Source organism: Agrobacterium sp. CNPSo 3708 (assembly GCF_028674915.1).
GTDB lineage: Bacteria > Pseudomonadota > Alphaproteobacteria > Rhizobiales > Rhizobiaceae > Agrobacterium > Agrobacterium cavarae.
In genome coordinates this window covers 560,145-576,613 of sequence record NZ_JAQZSF010000001.1, presented here as the reverse complement: position 1 = coordinate 576,613, position 16,469 = coordinate 560,145, and the positions used below count along the sequence as shown (strand labels likewise).

At 58.3% G+C, this 16,469-nt stretch carries 15 protein-coding genes and 1 tRNA gene; 6 read left to right on the top strand and 10 right to left on the bottom strand.

Translation table 11 applies throughout. The annotated features are described in order from the left end of the window. Positions 1–274: 274 nt before the first annotated feature. A tRNA-Leu gene (locus PVA19_RS02690) sits at positions 275–361 on the bottom strand. A gap of 206 nt (positions 362–567) precedes the next feature. After that, a complete protein-coding gene (locus PVA19_RS02685) occupies positions 568–876 on the bottom strand; it encodes a SelT/SelW/SelH family protein (protein WP_062427328.1) in 309 nt (102 codons plus the stop codon). A 124-nt stretch (positions 877–1,000) separates the two neighbouring features. Between PVA19_RS02685 and PVA19_RS02680 the strand changes: the two genes are divergently transcribed. From PVA19_RS02680 to dnaJ, 6 genes are all read left to right on the top strand, one after another. Continuing rightward, entirely contained in the window at positions 1,001–1,450 is a 450-nt protein-coding gene (locus PVA19_RS02680) for a DoxX family protein (protein ID WP_274101052.1), read from the top strand. A gap of 159 nt (positions 1,451–1,609) precedes the next feature. Then, complete coding sequence (locus PVA19_RS02675) at positions 1,610–2,728, top strand: PAS domain-containing protein (protein WP_062599113.1); 1,119 nt, start codon at positions 1,610–1,612, stop codon at positions 2,726–2,728. A gap of 2 nt (positions 2,729–2,730) precedes the next feature. Then, positions 2,731–3,141, top strand: a complete 411-nt coding sequence (locus PVA19_RS02670; RefSeq protein WP_274101091.1) for a response regulator — start codon at positions 2,731–2,733, stop codon at positions 3,139–3,141. Then, entirely contained in the window at positions 3,141–5,168 is a 2,028-nt protein-coding gene (locus PVA19_RS02665; RefSeq protein ID WP_274101051.1) for a PAS domain-containing protein, read from the top strand. Before PVA19_RS02670 ends, PVA19_RS02665 begins: the two co-directional genes overlap by 1 nt. A 264-nt stretch (positions 5,169–5,432) precedes the next feature. Further along, on the top strand, positions 5,433–7,337 hold the full coding sequence (dnaK, locus tag PVA19_RS02660) for a molecular chaperone DnaK (RefSeq protein WP_062443267.1): 1,905 nt from the start codon (positions 5,433–5,435) through the stop codon (positions 7,335–7,337). An 89-nt stretch (positions 7,338–7,426) separates the two neighbouring features. Then, on the top strand, positions 7,427–8,557 hold the full coding sequence (gene dnaJ, locus PVA19_RS02655) for a molecular chaperone DnaJ (RefSeq protein ID WP_062599114.1): 1,131 nt from the start codon (positions 7,427–7,429) through the stop codon (positions 8,555–8,557). Positions 8,558–8,621: 64 nt separating this feature from the next. Here the strand turns inward: dnaJ and PVA19_RS02650 are convergent, their stop codons facing one another. The 8 genes from PVA19_RS02650 to rpmF all read right to left on the bottom strand — a co-directional run bounded on the left by PVA19_RS02650 (position 8,622) and on the right by rpmF (position 16,449). Beyond that, entirely contained in the window at positions 8,622–9,176 is a 555-nt protein-coding gene (locus PVA19_RS02650; RefSeq protein WP_274101050.1) for a DUF924 family protein, read from the bottom strand. Positions 9,177–9,222: 46 nt separating this feature from the next. Then, on the bottom strand, positions 9,223–9,435 hold the full coding sequence (locus tag PVA19_RS02645) for a SlyX family protein (protein ID WP_062427231.1): 213 nt from the start codon (positions 9,433–9,435) through the stop codon (positions 9,223–9,225). A 115-nt stretch (positions 9,436–9,550) separates the two neighbouring features. Beyond that, positions 9,551–11,056 carry a tripartite tricarboxylate transporter permease gene (locus PVA19_RS02640; RefSeq protein ID WP_062427230.1) on the bottom strand — a complete coding sequence of 502 codons (1,506 nt, stop codon included), beginning with the start codon at positions 11,054–11,056 and terminating at the stop codon, positions 9,551–9,553. 9 nt (positions 11,057–11,065) lie between these two features. Further along, the gene (locus tag PVA19_RS02635; protein ID WP_062427229.1) at positions 11,066–11,527 is read right to left on the bottom strand and encodes a tripartite tricarboxylate transporter TctB family protein; all 462 of its coding nucleotides are present in this window, start codon (positions 11,525–11,527) and stop codon (positions 11,066–11,068) included. Positions 11,528–11,661: 134 nt separating this feature from the next. Further along, on the bottom strand, positions 11,662–12,645 hold the full coding sequence (locus PVA19_RS02630) for a tripartite tricarboxylate transporter substrate-binding protein (protein ID WP_274101049.1): 984 nt from the start codon (positions 12,643–12,645) through the stop codon (positions 11,662–11,664). A gap of 217 nt (positions 12,646–12,862) precedes the next feature. Further along, positions 12,863–14,224, bottom strand: a complete 1,362-nt coding sequence (locus PVA19_RS02625; protein ID WP_111850242.1) for a sigma-54-dependent transcriptional regulator — start codon at positions 14,222–14,224, stop codon at positions 12,863–12,865. Then, positions 14,221–16,044, bottom strand: a complete 1,824-nt coding sequence (locus tag PVA19_RS02620; protein ID WP_274101048.1) for a sensor histidine kinase — start codon at positions 16,042–16,044, stop codon at positions 14,221–14,223. Before PVA19_RS02620 ends, PVA19_RS02625 begins: the two co-directional genes overlap by 4 nt. 219 nt (positions 16,045–16,263) lie before the next feature. Next, positions 16,264–16,449, bottom strand: coding sequence for a 50S ribosomal protein L32 (rpmF, locus tag PVA19_RS02615; RefSeq protein WP_016556742.1), 186 nt, complete (start codon positions 16,447–16,449; stop codon positions 16,264–16,266). Positions 16,450–16,469 lie beyond the last annotated feature (20 nt).

Sequence of the window (16,469 nt, the reverse complement as noted above, 5' to 3'; positions counted from 1 at the left end):
GCTGACTTCGGCGTTTGGACGCCACACGCACTGCACTCAAAAACGGCTTTCCCTTTTGCTCAAACAGAAGTTTCGCAGGAAAAACACGGCCATCAATACGTGCGTAGAAGCGTGCCTGCATGCGAAGAGCCTCTGCCTCGCACAGCGCTCATCGACACCCAATTCGTGAGTGAGGATCGGCAATCCTAAAGCTAAAAGTACCGCCCCCTGAGGGGAGATTACAATTTCGATTTTTTTAGCTAAGTGATTGATCTGGCTAGGATCAAATAAGGAATGGTGCCCAGAAGAGGACTCGAACCTCCACACCCTTGCGAGTACCAGCACCTGAAGCTGGCGCGTCTACCAATTCCGCCATCTGGGCGACGAGGAGCCATGTACGGGGGCAGGCGGCTGGTGTCAACAGGGATTTTGAAGTTTTGTGACGATCCTTGTTTTTTCATCAAAAAACATCGTTGCTGGGCCTGGTTGGATACTGGAATGTCAGTCGATCAATCAACTATTGGGCCGTCGACCATGCACCGTCCATGCGCTGATTCCTGATAGCGGCCAGCCGGCTTGCTTGTAGTATTACGTATCCAGCCCCTCATTCTTCTGCCGGTCGAGATGGCCGAGATCCCGGTCCGGGTCGATCATGTCGCGCAGGCGCTGTTTCAACTCCTTGGGGCCCGGAAAACCGCCATCGCGTTTCCGCTCCCACAACAGTGCCCCATCCACGGTAATTTCAAAGCGGCCGCCCGTGGCCGGAACCAGCGCCACCTCTGCGAGACTGTCCGAGAAGGTGCTGAGCAGCTCTTGCGCCATCCAAGCAGAACGCAGGAGCCAATTGCACTGTGTGCAGTAGGTGATCGAAACGCGGGGTTTTACAGTGCCTTCCATCTCAGCCGTCCTCATATAAGCTCACGGAAATATTACTTAGTTTGTCATGTTTTGAACGAGCGCAACTTGCGCGAACGGCAGCTTGTTGCAGATGGTCAGGAATTGCAATCAGCGGAGTATTCTTGTGCCACATAATGAGCTTTCTCGTGAACGATTGATCGTCCCGGCTGTCGCGCCGGTCTATAACGGCACCTATGAACTTGTGGAAACGGTTCTGCGTGTCGTTGCCGGCGTGCTTCTCGTCACGCATGGCTTCGGCAAAATCACAAATCCCTTCGGCGCTGTCGGCATGGTGGAAAGCCTGGGTTTCTATCCCGGCGTCTTCTGGTCGCCGCTTCTGGCAGCGACGGAATTTTTCGGCGGCATCCTTGTCGCAATCGGTCTCCTTACGCGTCCTGCAGCTTTCGCCGCCTTCATCGTCTTGATGGTGACGGTTTATTTCCATTGGATCGTCAAGTCGGAAGGGCTCGGCGGGGCAGAGAAGTCCATCCTGTGGTCGGCAATTTTTCTGTTCTTCGCGGTCAGAGGCGGCAACAGGCACTCCATCGATGCCAAGCTGCGGAAAGTCTTTTGAAGCAGAGACAATGTGGAGGCGACACTGCGTATTAGCAGCGCGCCTCCACGCAAAATTCCGTCGTCCAACGAGCACATGACGAGGCGGTGAAAATAATCTTCAGCCGGGAACTTTCCTGCCGCAAGCGGATTACGCATGGGGTGAAGTGCGGAAAAATTCATGGTCGATTATTTGCTGCCTCTGGAAGCGCGTAGAGCCGGTGAGCGTTTGCTTGCCGATCATGCATCGGAAGACCCTTTTGCGGCAGCATTCAAGGCAACCCGCATGCCGATGATCATCACCAATCCGAAGCAGGACGACAATCCGATCATCTTCTGCAACAAGGCATTCAATGACCTCACAGGCTATAGCAGCGATGAGTTGATCGGCCGAAACTGTCGTCTTCTCCAGGGCGAGAGGACCGATCCACAGGCGGTCGCCAAAATCCGCGACGCTATCAGTGCGCAAACCTCGGTCTCCGTCGACATATTGAACTATCGAAAAGACGGAACGCAGTTCTGGAATGCTCTCTTCGTCAGCCCCGTCTGGGATGATAAGGGAGAGGTGATCTACTATTTCGCCTCGCAGCTCGATTTCACCCGCATCAAGGATAAGGAAGCTGAGCTCGCCGAAGCCCGTAACCTTGCCGAAGAAGAAGTCAGTCGCCGCACCAAGGATCTTCGCGATGCACTGGACGCAAAGACCATGCTGGTCCACGAGGTCGATCACCGCGTCAAGAACAACCTGATGACGATGGCGTCGATCGTGAAGCTTCAGGAGCGGATGACGGAGAACGAAACGGCCAGCGCGACGCTGAAATCGGTGCTGAACCGCATTGAGGCCCTCAGCACCGTTCACCGCAAGCTGTTCACGTTCGACAATATCGCCCGCTTTGATGTTGCCGATTTCGCCGAAGATCTCGTCGTCAATCTGACAAGCCAGCTGAAGCGCACCGATATCAATGTCACGCTGGATCTATCCCCGGTCTATGTGCCCGCAGACAAAGCATCGCCTTTGTCGCTCATCGTCAACGAGTTGGTGGGCGATGCCGTCAGGCGTGGGCTTGGTGATGGTGGCGGTGACATCAAGGTGACGGTGAAGAGGCTGAACGGGCATTTCCTCATTCAGGTGACCGATACGACCGATCCGGTCGAGGTCGATGAGGAAGAACAGCGTTTCAGTCAGATGTTGCTGGAAACATGCGCACGCCAAGTCAGTGCGGAAATCAAACGAGAACAAAATGGCCGGCAGACGATCGTCAGCGTGACGCTGCTGGTGGGACATGAAAAGGAATCATGAATTTGCGCATTATCATCGTGGAGGATGAGGCACTCCTGGCGCTTGAACTGGAAAGCGAAGTCGAGGCCGCCGGACATACTGTCATCGGTGTCGCGGCCGATAGCGCTTCGGCCATGACCTTGATCGAGAAGGAAAGTGCGGACTTCGCCTTTGTCGATATTCATCTCCTTGACGGTCCGACCGGCGTGGATGTCGGGCGGTTTCTTGCCAGCAAAGGCATCCCTTACGTGTTCGTCAGCGGCAATGTGAAACGCATCCCGCCGGATTTTGCCGGTGCTGTCGGCGCCATTGAAAAACCCTATACGGTCAATGGCTTACAGAACGCGCTCGAATATCTGGATGCCATGATCAGCGGCAAAGACGCTCTGATTGTGCCGCCGAACCTGATCATGCCCGCAACAACGACTCCGTAATGGCTATGACTGTGACGAGTAATACCGGCAATATCGGTCCGATTCTGACCCAGCTTTTCGAACAGGCGCCGACCTTCATTGCGCTTTTGCGCGGACCAGACCACCGCTTCGAGCTTGCCAATCCAAGCTATCTGAACCTTGTTGGACGGCACGATATTTTAGGGCGGACGGTGGCCGAAGCGCTTCCTGACGCCGCCGCGCAAGGCTTTGTCAACATTCTCGACGACGTTTACCGGACCGGCACACCCTATAAGGCTCTCGGCGCGCTCTTCGTCATTCAGACGGAAGAGGGTGGACCCGGCAGAGAATGCTATCTCGACTTCCTCTATCAGCCGATCCGCGATGAGAAGGGAGACGTCTGTGCCATCTTCGTCGAGGGCTCGGACGTCACGGAACGCACGCTCTCCGAACGTGCGAGACGCGAAAGCGAAGACCTCTACAAAGGCCTCTTCGATGCCATTGATGAGGGCTTCTGTATCATCGAGTTTATGGATGGGCCGCATGGGCCGGATAGCGACTATGTGCATATCCAGGCAAACGATGCCTATGCCCGTCACGCAGGGATCCCGAATGTGGTTGGCCAAAAGCTGCGCGAGATGGTGCCGGACGAGGCCGATGCCTGGATCGCGCGCTATGGTGCGGTTCTCAAAACAGGGGAGCCCATTCGTTTTCAGCAGGAGCTGGTGGCCACAGGCCGCTATCTCGAGCTTGCGGCCGTTCGCATCGAGCCGCAGGAGCGGCGCCAGGTCGCCGTTCTTTTTCAGGATATTACCGCGCGCAGACGTGCGGAGCTCGCGCTGGAAAAGCTGAACGTCACTTTGGAGCAGCAGGTCGAGGAGCGCACCGCCGAGCTGATGGTGGCGGAAGAAGCTCTGCGCCAAGCCCAGAAGATGGAAGCCGTTGGCCAGCTGACCGGCGGATTGGCCCATGATTTCAATAACATCCTGGCTGGCATCAGTGGCAGCCTGGAGATGATGAACACCCGGCTTGCACAGGGTCGGGTTGGAGACCTATCACGCTATATCAATGGTGCCATGGGGGCTACCAAGCGGGCCTCCGCACTGACCCAACGATTGCTTGCCTTCTCGCGCCGCCAGACGCTCGATCCGAAGCCGCTCAACATCAACACGCTGGTCGATAGCATGCTGGACTTGGTGATCCGCAGCGTCGGGCCGGAAATCAAGGTGGAGACGGTGGGGGCGGCCGGTCTCTGGCCGACATTCGTCGATACCAGCCAGCTCGAAAATGCGCTTCTCAATCTCTGCATCAATGCGCGAGACGCCATGCCGAATGGCGGCAAGCTGACGATCGAAACCGGAAATCGCTGGATGGACGAGCGCGCGGCCCGGATGCGCGGGCTGGAGCCGGGACAGTACGTGTCACTTTGCGTCTCGGACACCGGAACGGGCATGTCGCAGGACATTATCGAGCGTGCCTTCGATCCGTTCTTCACCACCAAACCGATCGGTCAGGGCACAGGGCTCGGCCTTTCCATGGTCTATGGTTTTGCCGGTCAATCGGGCGGTGCTGCGCGCATCTATTCCGAACTCGGCAAAGGCACGATGATCTGCATCTATCTGCCGCGCTATTCCGGCTCCATCGATACGGCCGATCCGGAAGCGGAGGCCAGCATCGATGCACCGCGGGCGGATGGCGACGAGACGATCCTGGTGGTGGATGATGAGCCTCTCGTCAGAATGCTTGCCGTCGAGGAGCTTCAGGATTTAGGATACTCCGTCATCGAAGCGGAAGACGCGCCGTCTGCTCTACGTCTCCTCAATTCCAATAGGCAAATCAGCCTGTTGATCACTGATGTCGGCTTGCCCGGAGGCGTGAATGGCCGACAACTGGCGGATGCCGCGCGCACCAACCGTCCGGATCTGGAAGTGCTGTTCATCACCGGTTATGCGGAGAATGCGGTGTTGAACCACGGCCATCTGGAGCATGGCATGCATGTCATGACCAAGCCCTTCCAGCTCGATGTTTTCGCCCAAAGAGTCAAGAGCCTGATCAAGCCGCAGGGTTAAGGGCTGTCCGACTGCTATAGCACGATCCCTTGTGTGGATCGTGCGCCTGTCACACCAGCTTTAGAAGCTTGATGAAGAAGTTCAGCAAATCTTTCTTTTTGCTGCCTTCGCTGACGCCATTCGCCTTGCAGCAAGAAAATTCGCTCCTTATATACGCCGCATACCAGCAGAAATGCTGACAAAAAGGCAAGACCATCCAAGTCAAGGAGTCGTCAGTGGAATGCCTCCCGGGGTTCCGATGACTCGCTTCAAGGAGAGAAGAAAATGGCAAAAGTAATCGGCATTGACCTCGGCACGACCAATTCCTGCGTCGCAGTGATGGACGGCAAGGACATCAAAGTAATCGAAAACGCGGAAGGCGCGCGCACCACCCCTTCCATGGTCGCGTTCAGCGATGATGGCGAACGTCTGGTGGGTCAGCCTGCAAAGCGCCAGGCCGTCACCAACCCGACCAATACCCTGTTTGCGGTAAAGCGCCTCATCGGCCGTCGTTACGACGATCCGACCGTTGAGAAGGACAAGGGCCTGGTCCCCTTCGACATAGTCAAGGGTGACAATGGCGACGCTTGGGTACAAGCGCAGGGCAAGGGTTATTCCCCGTCGCAGATCTCCGCGATGATCCTTCAGAAGATGAAGGAAACCGCTGAATCCTATCTCGGTGAAAAGGTCGAAAAGGCCGTCATTACCGTTCCGGCATACTTCAACGACGCCCAGCGTCAGGCCACCAAGGATGCAGGTCGCATCGCTGGCCTCGATGTGCTGCGCATCATCAACGAGCCGACAGCTGCCGCGCTTGCCTATGGTCTCGACAAGAAGGAAGGCAAGACGATTGCCGTGTACGACCTTGGTGGTGGTACCTTCGATATCTCCATCCTGGAAATCGGCGACGGCGTCTTCGAAGTGAAGTCCACCAATGGCGATACCTTCCTCGGCGGTGAAGACTTCGACATGCGTCTGGTCGAGTACCTCGCAGCCGAATTCAAGAAGGACAACGGCATCGACCTGAAGTCCGACAAGCTGGCTCTGCAGCGCCTCAAGGAAGCTGCCGAAAAGGCAAAGATCGAGCTGTCGTCTTCGCAGCAGACCGAAATCAACCTGCCCTTCATCACGGCAGATGCTTCCGGTCCGAAGCACCTGACGCTGAAGCTGACCCGCGCCAAGTTCGAAAGCCTGGTCGATGACCTGGTTCAGCGCACTGTAGCGCCGTGCAAGGCAGCGCTGAAGGATGCAGGCGTGTCCGCTTCCGAGATCGACGAAGTCGTTCTGGTCGGTGGTATGAGCCGCATGCCGAAGGTGCAGGAAGTCGTCAAGCAGCTGTTCGGCAAGGAGCCTCACAAGGGCGTCAACCCGGACGAAGTGGTTGCCATGGGCGCTGCCATTCAGGCAGGCGTTCTGCAGGGCGACGTCAAGGACGTTCTGCTTCTCGACGTAACCCCGCTTTCTCTCGGCATCGAAACACTGGGCGGCGTCTTCACCCGTCTGATCGACCGTAACACGACGATCCCGACGAAGAAGAGCCAGACCTTCTCGACCGCCGAAGACAACCAGTCTGCCGTGACCATCCGCGTCTCGCAGGGTGAGCGCGAAATGGCAGCCGACAACAAGCTGCTCGGCCAATTCGACCTCGTTGGCCTGCCGCCATCTCCCCGTGGCGTTCCGCAGATCGAAGTGACCTTCGATATCGACGCGAACGGCATTGTCCAGGTTTCGGCCAAGGACAAGGGCACCGGCAAGGAACAGCAGATCCGTATCCAGGCCTCTGGTGGTCTCTCCGACGCCGACATCGAGAAGATGGTCAAGGATGCGGAAGCCAATGCTGAAGCCGACAAGAAGCGCCGTGCGGGCGTAGAAGCCAAGAACCAGGCGGAAAGCCTGATCCACTCCACCGAGAAGTCGGTTCAGGAGTATGGTGACAAGGTTTCCGAAACCGACCGCAAGGCAATTGAAGATGCCATCGCTTCCCTCAAGACGGCTGTTGAAGCATCCGAGCCGGATGCAGACGACATCCAGGCGAAGACCCAGACCCTCATGGAAGTGTCCATGAAGCTCGGTCAGGCCATCTACGAAGCCCAGCAGGCGGAAGCCGGTGAAGGCGGCGCAGGCGGCAAGGACGATGGTGTGGTCGACGCCGACTATGAGGAAATCAAGGACGACAAGAAGTCCGCTTAAGTGTGGTTCTTGCTCTTGAACTTGGGTAAATGAGACTGACTCCGGCTGCCTCGTGCAGCCGGAAATCCATTTCGGGGTGTGTTATCTTCATGGCGAAAGCAGACTTTTACGAGACATTGGGCGTGAGCAGATCCGCCGATGAAAAGGAGCTGAAGAGCGCCTTCCGCAAACTTGCGATGAAGTATCATCCGGACAAGAATCCCGATGACGCTGAATCCGAGAAGAAATTCAAGGAAATCAACGAAGCCTACGAAACACTGAAGGATCCACAGAAGCGCGCGGCTTACGATCGCTTCGGCCACGCGGCTTTCGAGCATGGTGGCATGGGTGGCGGTGGCGGCGGCGGTGGTTTTGCCAGCGGCGGTTTCTCCGACATCTTCGAAGACATCTTCGGCGAGATGATGGGTGGCGGTCGTGCGCGCCGGTCTTCGGGCGGTCGCGAGCGCGGTGCCGATCTCCGCTACAATATGGAAATCTCGCTGGAAGAAGCCTTCACCGGCAAGACCGCGCAGATCCGGGTGCCGACATCCATAACCTGCGATGTCTGTTCCGGTTCCGGTGCGAAGCCGGGTACGAGCCCCAAGACTTGTGGCACCTGCCAGGGTTCAGGCCGCGTGCGTGCCGCGCAAGGGTTCTTCTCGGTCGAGCGTACCTGCCCGACCTGCCATGGCCGCGGCCAGACGATTACCGATCCCTGCACCAAGTGCCACGGCCAGGGCCGTGTAACGGAAGAGCGGTCGCTGTCTGTCAATATCCCGGCCGGTATCGAAGACGGAACGCGTATTCGTCTGCAGGGCGAGGGTGAAGCGGGCATGCGGGGCGGTCCTTCGGGAGATCTCTACATCTTCCTTTCGGTGCGTCCGCACGAATTCTTCCAGCGCGATGGCGCCGACCTCTATTGCGCAGTGCCGATCTCGATGACGACGGCAGCGCTCGGTGGCACCTTCGATGTCACGACACTGGACGGAACGAAGTCGCGCGTCACCGTGCCGGAAGGGACGCAGCCGGGCAAGCAGTTCCGATTGAAGGGTAAGGGAATGCCGGTTCTGCGCTCGGCGCAGACGGGTGATCTCTACATCCAGATCCAGATCGAGACGCCGCAGAAGCTGACCAAGCGTCAGCGCGAACTCTTGCAGGAGTTCGAGGAAATCTCATCGAAGGACAACAATCCGGAATCGACGGGCTTCTTTGCTCGGATGAAGGAATTTTTTGACGGCTGACGCCGCCTTCAGCTCACAAGTCTTCTAACGCCGCCATCCATCTGGATTGGCGGCGTTTTGTTGATCAGCCTGCAAACCCGCCTTCGGCAAGGAAGGCGCGCTCTTCAGCCGTCGTCTCGCGAAGCAGAATGTCGTTGCGGTGCGGGAAGCGGCCAAAGCGCGCGACGATATCGCGGTGCTCGATCGCGAAAGGCAGGTAGCGTTCGCCAAGAGGCTCGCAAAGCTCGCAGCAAAGCTCCTGGTCAGCCAGCTCTTCGGAATGCATGAAGGGCAGGTAGAAGAAAATCCGCAGTTCGGGATCGATCGTCTCATCATGACCGCGCGAAATGGCGTCGCGGGCGTAGTGAAGCGCCAGTGGATCGGTCGCATACATATGCGCCGTGCCGCGGAAACAGTTGCGGGGAAACTGGTCGAGCAGAAGCAGGAGGGCGAGGCTGCTCTCCGGCGCATTCAGCCAGTCGGTCAATTCCTGACGGGCCGCCGCGAAGTGCAGATCGTGAAAGCGGGCGTGGAAGGAACTGTCGAAATGGGCGTTCTTCTCGAACCATTTTTCCGGGCCTGCCTCGTTCCAGAAGGAAAGGACCTCGGCGGCTGGCGTCGGTATCGCGGTATCTATCATCTCAGCTCCTCAATATCTTGGTCTGCGCTGGCGCGTACCGACGCTATCAGTAATGCGGCGGCTTGGTTATGGCTGGCGCGTCGAGCGACTGCTCCTCGAGGCTCAAGAACCGCTCGGTGAGACGATCGAGCTTCGCACGGGTCTGCTCGACGACCTTCCACTGCTCAGCCAACTGATCGGACAGCTCCTCGATCGTCTTGGCCTGGTATGCCACCGTCTCTTCCAAAGCGACGATCCGCGCTTCATTGTGATCTGCCATGAAGACCTCCGTTATCACTCACGCGGCTTTCGCAGTTTTATAAAGCATAAACAAGACAAAGGCCGGACACATGGTGCCCGGCCTTTGATGGTCTGCTGAAAAGCGTGAGACTACATCAGCCTTCGTCCTGGAAAACCTCTTCGCGTTTCTTCTTGACGCTTGGCAGGAAGACGACAACGAGAACCAGCACGGCGATCAGAAGCAGCGTGGCGCTGATCGGCCGGGTGACGAAGGTGCTCGGATCGCCACGCGACAGGATCATGGCGCGGCGCAGGTTCTCTTCGAGGAGCGGTCCAAGCACGAAGCCGAGCAGCAGCGGTGCCGGTTCGCAGCGCAGTTTCACCAGGGCGTAGCCGATGAAGCCGAAGAAAGCGACGGCATAGAGATCGAAGACGTTGGAGTTGACGCTGTAAACCCCGATGGCGCAGAAGGCCATGATGATCGGGAAGAGCACGTAGTAAGGGATCGTCAGAAGCTTCACCCAGAGCCCGATGAGCGGCAGGTTCAACACCACCAGCATCAGGTTGCCGATCCACATGGAGGCGATGATGCCCCAGAAGAGCGCTGGCTGCTCGGTCGCAACATTAGGGCCGGGAACGATACCCTGGATGATCATTGCACCGACCATCAGCGCCATGACTGGGTTGGCAGGAATGCCAAGCGTCAGAAGCGGGATGAAGGAGGTCTGAGCACCGGCATTGTTGGCCGATTCGGGGCCGGCAACGCCGGCGATCGCGCCATGGCCGAATTCCTCCGGGTTCTTCGAGACGCGCTTTTCCACCGTATAGGAGGCAAAGGCTGCGAGGATGGCGCCGCCGCCCGGCAGGATGCCGAGTGCCGAGCCGATGGCCGTACCGCGCAGGACCGGCCCCACCATCTTCTTGAAGTCGTCCTTGGTCGGCAGAAGGCCGGAAACCTTGGCCATCAGCACGGTACGGGTGCGCTCGTCTTCCAGATTGCGCAGGATTTCGGCGATACCGAAAACACCGACGGCAACGGCAACGAAGTTCAGGCCATCGGCATATTCGCGAATGCCAAGGGTGAAGCGCGGCGTGCCGCTATAGATGTCGGTACCGACGAGGCCGAGCAGCAGGCCGAGCACGACCATGGCGAGAGCCTTGACGATGGAGCCATGTGCCAGTGCGATGGACGAGACGAGACCGACGACCATCAGCGAGAAATATTCCGCCGCGCCGAACTCAAGAGCAATTGACGTCAGTGGCGGAGCGAAGACCGCTACGAGGAAGGTCGCAACAGTGCCGGCAAAGAAGGAGCCGATGGCAGCGATTGCAAGAGCTGCCCCCGCCTTGCCCTTGCGCGCCATCTGGTAACCGTCGATGGCCGTTACGGCGGATGAGGACTCGCCCGGCATGTTGATCAGGATCGCCGTCGTCGAGCCGCCATATTGCGCGCCGTAATAAATACCGGCCAGCATGATCAGCGAGGAGACGGGCTCCAACTGGAAGGTGATCGGCAACAGCATGGCAATAGTGGCTGTAGCACCGATACCCGGCAAAACGCCGATCAGCGTTCCGAGAAGCACGCCGATCAGGCAGAAGAACAGATTGTGAAGCGTGGAGGCCGTATAAAAGCCGAGCGCCAGATTATCGAAGAGTTCCATGACGCGACCTCAGAAGTTGAGCCAGGGGCCAAAGCGCTGGAAAGGCAGGCCGAGACCGTAATTGAAGACGAGAACCGAAAACACCGTGATGGCAGCCGATAAAAGCACGGCCATCATTGGTTTCATCTTGTGCGATGCAAAGGACGCAATCAGCGCACTGAGAAACAGCGATGGCACGAAGCCCAGCCCACGCACCGTCAGCCCGAAGAAGATCGGTGCCGGAAGGATGAAGAAGATGCCCCGCCACGCGATGGAGGTCATCGGCTCGTTTGCAACTTTGCCGGCGCGAAGAAAAATGACGCCGCCGAGCAATATGAGGATCAAGGACAGGACGAGCGGAAAATAGCCCGGCCCCATGCGGAATGTCGTTCCCAGATCCAGATCATAGGCTTGCCAGGCAAAGAAGATGCCGAGGCAGATGAAAATTGCGCCGCAGATGGCTTCTGTGGCATCGAAACTAACTGATTTCATGGTCGTCCCCGCCTGTGCATCGGTGCCGCCTTTGGCCCGATGTCTGTAGAGTTCGATGTAAGGTCTTCAAGGATAACTGTCGTCTGCAAGGCGAAGCCGGGGACGACATACGTCATCCCCGGCCTGAAGCAGGATTAGTCAGCGTATTGGCCGGCAGATTCGATCACAGGCTTCCAGCGAGCAATTTCGCTTTCAAGCTTGGCCTTGAGCGCGGCTGGCGTCGCATCTGCTTCTGGCGAAGGCGTGGTGCCGAGTTCGGCAAAGCGTGCAGCGACGTTCTGGTCCTTCAGGGCCACCTGAAGCGCCTTGGACAAACGCTCATTCACAGCCGCAGGCGTGCCCTTCGGTGTGTAGATGCCGTGCCAGATACCGACTTCGAAGTTGGGCAGGCCGGCTTCCGTTGCGGTCGGCACGTTCGGCAGGACGCTCAGACGCTGAGGCGTGGTGACCGCGTAGGCCTTCACGGTGCCACCCTGGATCTGCTTGGTGGTGTTGGTGGTCTGGTCGCACATGATGTCGACCTGGCCGCCGAGAAGGTCGGTCATGGCCGGACCCGTTCCCTTGTACGGAACGGTGACGAGCGGCGTTTCGATGGCGCTCATGAACAGCATGCCGCACAGGTGAGAGGCAGCGCCGATGCCGGCATTGGCAACCGTCACCTTGTCCTTGTTCGCCTTGGCGTAGTCGATGAGGCCCTTGAGGTCAGTGGTTTCAAGGTTCTTGCGCGACAGGATCGTCATCGGAACTTCGGTGACGAGGCCAACATAGTCAAAGGCGTCGAGCGTCTTGTAGGCCAGCTTGCGGTAGAGAGTATCGCTGGTGGCCATGCCAATGTGATGCAGAAGGATGGTGTAACCATCCGGATCGGCAGATGCCACGCGACCTGCACCAAGCGTGCCGCCAGCGCCGCCGACATTTTCGACGATGATCTGCTGGCCGAGATCCTTGGACATGGATTCTGCAACAAGGCGTGCCACGGTGTCCGTCGGACCGCCTGCGGAGAACGGCACGACCATGGTGATGTTGCGGCCAGGATAATCCTGTGCGGCTGCAGAAAGCGCAAAGAGCGATACGGCGGCGGCAGCGACTGCACCCGTGACGGATTTCAGAAGTTTCATCTTTTCCTCCCGATGAATATGGCCTCAGCGACGAGACGCACTCCTCTGCGCTCGCCGGGGTGAGATCATTTGCAGTCGAGATCGCGCGTCACGCAATCGAGGGAAGAAAACAATTCGTTAAAAGAGTGTCGGCTAACGGCCCGAATGGGTGGAATCCGAAACATCGCCTTAATGGCGTGGGTGGATTCTTACCCATGACAAGAAAAGAAAACAGAACTCAGGAGCTTGTCATGTCCTCATCGATGGGGGCATGCTTTGTTAGTGCGTATTTTTGCATCTTTTCATAGAGCGTCTTGCGCGATATTCCGAGCGTCTCATAGACGGCTTTCAGATTGCCTTTATGGCTCGCGATTGTTCTTGCGATGATGCCCTTTTCAAACTCTGCCACCTTGGCGGAGAGGCCATGACCAGCAAGCGGATCGCTTTGCGGCCCTTCGCCGGAGCGTCCATCCAGTCCAAGAACGAACCGGTCCGCCTCGTTTCTCAGCTCGCGCACATTGCCGGGCCACTCGCGCATAGCCAGCGATGAAATGATGCTGGATGGCACCTCCATGTCGTCGCGGCCATATCGCGCTGCGGCTTCTCTTACGAGATGCAGGAAAAGCAGGGGAATATCGCTTTGCCGTTGTGCAAGCGACGGGACGTGGATCGTTGCGACGTTCAGACGATAGAGAAGATCCTGGCGGAAGCGCCCGGCAAGGGCCTCATGCGCCAGGTCCGTCTTGCTGGTGGCAATGAAGCGAACATCGAGTTCCACGGTCTCGTTGGAGCCAAGCCGCGTGATGGTGCGCTCCTGAAGCACGCGCAGCAGCTTGCCCTGCATATCGGGCGGCATGGAGCCGATCTCGTCGAGCAGGATGGTTCCACCGCGCGCATGCTCGAACTTGCCGTAGCGTGCCCTCAGTGCCCCTGGAAAGGCCCCTGCCTCGTGGCCGAAGAGTTCGCTCTCGATCAGATGCTGGGGAAGGGCGGCGCAGTTAATGGCGACGAATGGACGGTCGGCGCGCGCGCTGACATCATGCAGCGCCCGCGCCACCACTTCCTTGCCGGCCCCCGTATCGCCGATGATCAGCGTATCGGCATCCGCGGCCCCTATGGCACGGATACGGTAGCGCAGATCGACCATCACCTGCGTGCGGCCTGGCAGGCGCGTTTCCAGATCGTCACGTTTTCCGGCAACCGCGCGCAGGCGCCGATTTTCCAGCACCAGAGAACGCCGATCCATGGCGCGTTTGATGATGCCGGCTAGGTACTGGATGCTGAAGGGTTTTTCGATAAAGTCGTAAGCACCGTTGCGCATGGCACTGACCGCAAGCTGCACATCGCCATGGCCGGTCACGAGGATCACCGGAATTTCGGCATCCAGCTCCCGCACCTTCTGCAGCAGGCTCATGCCGTCGATGCCGGGCATGCGGATATCGCTGACGATCACGCCATCGAAACTGTAGCCGATCAGCTCAAAGACATGGTCGGCATTGTCGATGGTCACGACATCGAGGCCTGCAAGCTCCAGCGCCTGGGCTGTGGAAAGGCGCAAATCCTCTTCGTCATCGATCAGCAATACGCGGGACACGCTCATTCCGCGGCAATCTCCATCGGTGTTTCTGCGTCGAGTTCAATATCGAATCGCGCGCCGCCGTCCTCCAGATTGGTAACGACAAGCCGCCCGCCAAAATCCTTGACGATATTATAGGAGATCGACAAGCCAAGACCCAGGCCCTTACCGACGCCTTTCGTCGAAAAGAACGGGTCGAAGATGCGCTCCATGATCGCGGGCGGCACGCCGGGGCCACGATCGCGCACCGAAACGATCACCTTGTTGTCGCTCTTTTGCGCGGTGAGATCGATACGCCGGTCGTCCAGCCCCTCTACCGCATCTGCGGCATTGGAGATGATGTTGACGAGCACCTGCTGCAGACGCACCGGCCCGGCCTTGACGAAAAGCGTTTCCGGTCCAAGCGCCACATGCAATTGCGCATCTGCCGCTTTCAACCGGGCGCTGACGATTTCGAGCGTATCGGCCACCACCGTGTCGAGCGGAACCGGGCCGACATGTTCGTTGGGCTTGCGGGCGAAGTTGCGGAGATGCCTGCTGATCGAGGCCATTCTGTCAATCAGGGCGGAGATGCGGGAGAGATTGGAGCTCGCCTCCTCGACGCGCCCTCGTTCGATCAGCAGAGAGGCACTTTCGGCATAGGTCTTGGCAGCGGCAAGCGGCTGGTTGAACTCGTGGGAAAGGGCGGCCGACATCTGGCCAAGGGCTGCAAGCTTGCCCGCCTGGATCAAATCCTTCTGCGTTTTTCGCAGCTGCTTTTCCGTCTGGCGGCGTTCGGCAACCTCGCGTTTGATGTCGCGGTTGACCCGCGCCAGGTCTGCGGTGCGTTCCTCCACCCGCCGCTCCAGCTCTGCCTGGGCTTCCGCCTGATGCACCAGCCGGTCCTGCAGGCGCCTGCGTCTTTGAAGCATGGCCGCAAGCAGCGCGCCTGCTAGGCCAAAGCAGAGCAGGGCCGCCAGCATCGTCGTCTGCACCTGCGTGCGCACCGAGCCGGTATCCATCAGCACATTCACCGTCCAGCCCGCTTCCGGCATGGGTTGCGAAAGGACGAGATATTCCCTGTCCTGCTGCCCTTCACGGATCGTCATCAACCGATGACTGCCGAAGATGCCTTCGGTCACCGGCAACTGGCTGAGCCTGGCATCCGCATAGCGGCGCGAGGCTTCGGTTCTGGCAATTCTATCGGGCGTCAGCGGCAGGATCGCCGAATAGAGCCATTGCGGCACACCGGTCATGAAGATGATGCCTTCCGGATCGGTGACGACGATGCGGTTTTCGCCGGTACCGAAGGAGGCCTCGATGCCTTCAATATCCACCTTGAAGACGATGACGCCTTTGATGACGTCGTTGAACAGGATGGGAGAGGCGAAATAATAGCCGCGCTTATGTGAGGTGGTCCCAAGTGCGAAGAAGCGCGACTGAAGGCCCTTGGCGGCATCCTGGAAGTACGGGCGGTAACTGAAATTCTGCCCGATGAAGCTTGCCGGCCCATCATAATTGCTGGCGGCAATCGTCTCGCCGTCCAGCGTCATGATGTAGATGTCAGAGGACTTCAAAAGGTCGTTGATCGACTTCAGATAGATGTTGGCGCGCTGCCTGAGGCGCTGGTCCTCCGGATGGGCAACCAGCTCCTCGATATCGTCGTGGTCGGCCATCAGTGCGGGAAGCGGCTCGTAGCGGCTCAGATGCCCGCCAAGGGCAGAGACCGCGAGCCGTAACGTCGTTCCACCCTGTTCGGCAGCCTCGTTGAGATAACTCTCCGCCAGCAGTTCCCGACCCTTGGTGAAGGCAAAGCCGCACAGACCAAGGCAAAGCAAAAGGATGCCGACCCACCGATATCTCACTCAAACCCCTCCACCTGACGGTTTTTTCTGTCACATGTCGTTGGCGCAAAAGCGGTGACCACTTTTGCGCGACATGCTGCAAAAAACCGTCCTCCTGCTGAGGATAGTATGTGCGGGTTCGTTTTTTTCCAAGCGGCATTGCGACGGAAGCAGAAGGCAACAAAAAAGCCGACCCAAAGGCCGGCTCGTTCGTCATGCAATCGCATCAAGAAGCGCTGATTATGCGCTTTCCTTCGGCGTCAGAACCTGACGGCCGCGATACATGCCTGTCTTCAGGTCGATGTGGTGCGGGCGACGCAGTTCGCCGGAGTTCTTGTCTTCGACGTAGGTTGCTGCCTTGAGGGCGTCTGCCGAACGGCGCATACCGCGCTTGGACGGGCTCGTTTTTCTTTTAGGAACTGCCATTTGTGTTACTCCACTGAAGC

Coding starts and splice junctions, on each gene's coding strand:
- dnaK (WP_062443267.1), top strand. CDS start 5,433: ATGGCAAAAGTAATCGGCATTGACCTCGGCACGACCAATTCCTGCGTC.
- PVA19_RS02675 (WP_062599113.1), top strand. CDS start 1,610: ATGGTCGATTATTTGCTGCCTCTGGAAGCGCGTAGAGCCGGTGAGCGT.
- PVA19_RS02665 (WP_274101051.1), top strand. CDS start 3,141: ATGGCTATGACTGTGACGAGTAATACCGGCAATATCGGTCCGATTCTG.
- PVA19_RS02645 (WP_062427231.1), bottom strand. CDS start 9,435: ATGGCAGATCACAATGAAGCGCGGATCGTCGCTTTGGAAGAGACGGTG.
- PVA19_RS02650 (WP_274101050.1), bottom strand. CDS start 9,176: ATGATAGATACCGCGATACCGACGCCAGCCGCCGAGGTCCTTTCCTTC.
- PVA19_RS02685 (WP_062427328.1), bottom strand. CDS start 876: ATGGAAGGCACTGTAAAACCCCGCGTTTCGATCACCTACTGCACACAG.
- dnaJ (WP_062599114.1), top strand. CDS start 7,427: ATGGCGAAAGCAGACTTTTACGAGACATTGGGCGTGAGCAGATCCGCC.
- rpmF (WP_016556742.1), bottom strand. CDS start 16,449: ATGGCAGTTCCTAAAAGAAAAACGAGCCCGTCCAAGCGCGGTATGCGC.
- PVA19_RS02625 (WP_111850242.1), bottom strand. CDS start 14,224: ATGAGCGTGTCCCGCGTATTGCTGATCGATGACGAAGAGGATTTGCGC.
- PVA19_RS02640 (WP_062427230.1), bottom strand. CDS start 11,056: ATGGAACTCTTCGATAATCTGGCGCTCGGCTTTTATACGGCCTCCACG.
- PVA19_RS02630 (WP_274101049.1), bottom strand. CDS start 12,645: ATGAAACTTCTGAAATCCGTCACGGGTGCAGTCGCTGCCGCCGCCGTA.
- PVA19_RS02635 (WP_062427229.1), bottom strand. CDS start 11,527: ATGAAATCAGTTAGTTTCGATGCCACAGAAGCCATCTGCGGCGCAATT.